This is a genomic window from Nocardiopsis protaetiae, from assembly GCF_045446735.1.
Classification (GTDB): Bacteria; Actinomycetota; Actinomycetes; order Streptosporangiales; family Streptosporangiaceae; genus Nocardiopsis; species Nocardiopsis protaetiae.
In genome coordinates, this window is record NZ_JBJJBV010000509.1 from 1 (window position 1) to 1,660 (window position 1,660).

The following is a 1,660-nucleotide window of genomic DNA, read 5'->3' on the forward strand; positions in this document are numbered from 1 at the left end:
CCGTCAGGCCTTGTCGGAGCCGTCGGAGACGGCCTCGGGGATCTCGGTGGTCTCGGTCTGCGACAGGGCGCGCGGGCTCTCACCGGTCAGGACCGCGTGCACGCCGATGGCCACGGCCTCGATGCCGTCCACCCCGTACTGCATGCCGTCGTTGCCGTCGGTCAGCACGACCACGTCGTAGTCGCCGATCGGGGTGTCCTGGAACCCGCCGATGCTGTTGACCCGCCAGGTGTCGGTGTTGTCGTAGGGCAGCCAGCCGTTCTTGAGGTAGACCCGGGCGTCCGCGGGCGCACCTGTGGGAACGCCCCAGCGCTGGGAGGGGACCACGTCGCCCATGAGGCCGCGCGCGTAGGCGCGCTCGTCGGCGCCGAGTACGTCGTTGTCGGTGCGCAGCAACTCCAGCAGGGTGAGCTGGTCCTCGACGTTGATCTTCATGAGGCCCACGTAGCCCTCGGGGTGCAGGCGGGTGTCGTCCATCCCGGCCAGGTCGAGGAAGCGCTGGATGCGCGCCGGGCCCAGTCGGTTGCGCAGCTCCACCGCGGAGTCGTTGCCCGACACGGTGATCATGTCGGTGGCGAGCTCCTTCTCCCGGTCGGTGAGCTCGCGCCCCTCGTCCATGGCGGTGCGCAGCAGCGCGCCGAGCACGACCACCTTGCCGACGCTGGCGGCGTCGAACTCGATGCCCGCCCCCAGGGCGCAGACCAGGTCGCCGTCGAGGGCGGAGACGCCCACGGCGACGGTGCCCTCGCGGGCGTCGGCCTCCTGGCGGATGCGCTCGCCCAGTTCGGCGGCCAGGTCGGGGCGGGTGTCGGAGGTGCACACGGGGGCGCCCTGGGGTGCGGCGGAGGCGGCCGGGGGCAGGGCGAGGGTGAGGCCGGCGGTCAGCAGGGCGGTGAGCGCCGCGGCCGTGCTCCGGCCGGTGGTCGTTCGGGCGGTGGACGTCATGGATCTCCTCGGAGTGAGCGGGCGACCTGGTGGTCGGGTGGCGGGGGCGGTAGGGGTGGCAGGGGTCGGGGTGGGGCCCGGCCGCGGGGGCCGGGTCCGCCGGGGCGGGGTGTCACGCACGGGTTCCGTTCTGCGGTGCGGTGTTCCTGGAGGCCGGTCGAGAGCCCGGATCTCGCCCCGGGGGGCGCGGAACGGTGACCGGCCCAGATGGGAGCTTTGGCGGATCCCTGTGACGGGTTCTCGACGGCACTCGTGGCGAGGTGTGTCGTCTTTTCCTTTCCGGCCTCCGCGCACGGCGAATGCGATGGCCCGGGGAGGGGGCTTCGAGATGAGCCATTCCCCGTATCGCGTTCTCCCCTCGTCCGGTTCTCCGATCGCGCGCCTTTTTCAAGGAATTCGGATCGGTCGCCCCTGCGGGCGCATGTGCCCGGTGGCCGGGGCGTTCGCATCCTGCCCGGGGTGGGGTGGTGGCGTCAACTCCTTCCGGAACGCGCACACGGGTCCTTCACGGAGAAGCCCGAGTTCGGAGAAATAGGGCCCTCCGGGAAGAAATGTGAGAATCACATCATGGGTGTCCGTCGCCTGGAATGTAATATCCCGGGTCCGGATATCGCGGCCTGGTCGAATGCCGTTGCCGTGCCATCGGCGGGGGTGCGCCGGTCGCCTCCGGGAGGCGGGCGCGCCCCCGCCCGGGCCGGGGCCGCGGTGGAGGCGG

1 protein-coding gene is annotated in these 1,660 nt (G+C 72.0%); it reads right to left on the reverse strand.

The genetic code is table 11. The annotated features are described in order from the left end of the window. Positions 1 to 3: 3 nt before the first annotated feature. Positions 4 to 945 carry a serine hydrolase gene (locus ACJOT3_RS34405; protein ID WP_406977313.1) on the reverse strand — a complete coding sequence of 314 codons (942 nt, stop codon included), beginning with the start codon at positions 943 to 945 and terminating at the stop codon, positions 4 to 6. Positions 946 to 1,660 lie beyond the last annotated feature (715 nt).

Bases quoted from the DNA above. Each gene is read 5' to 3' on its own strand.
- ACJOT3_RS34405 (WP_406977313.1), bottom strand. From the start codon at position 945: ATGACGTCCACCGCCCGAACGACCACCGGCCGGAGCACGGCCGCGGCG.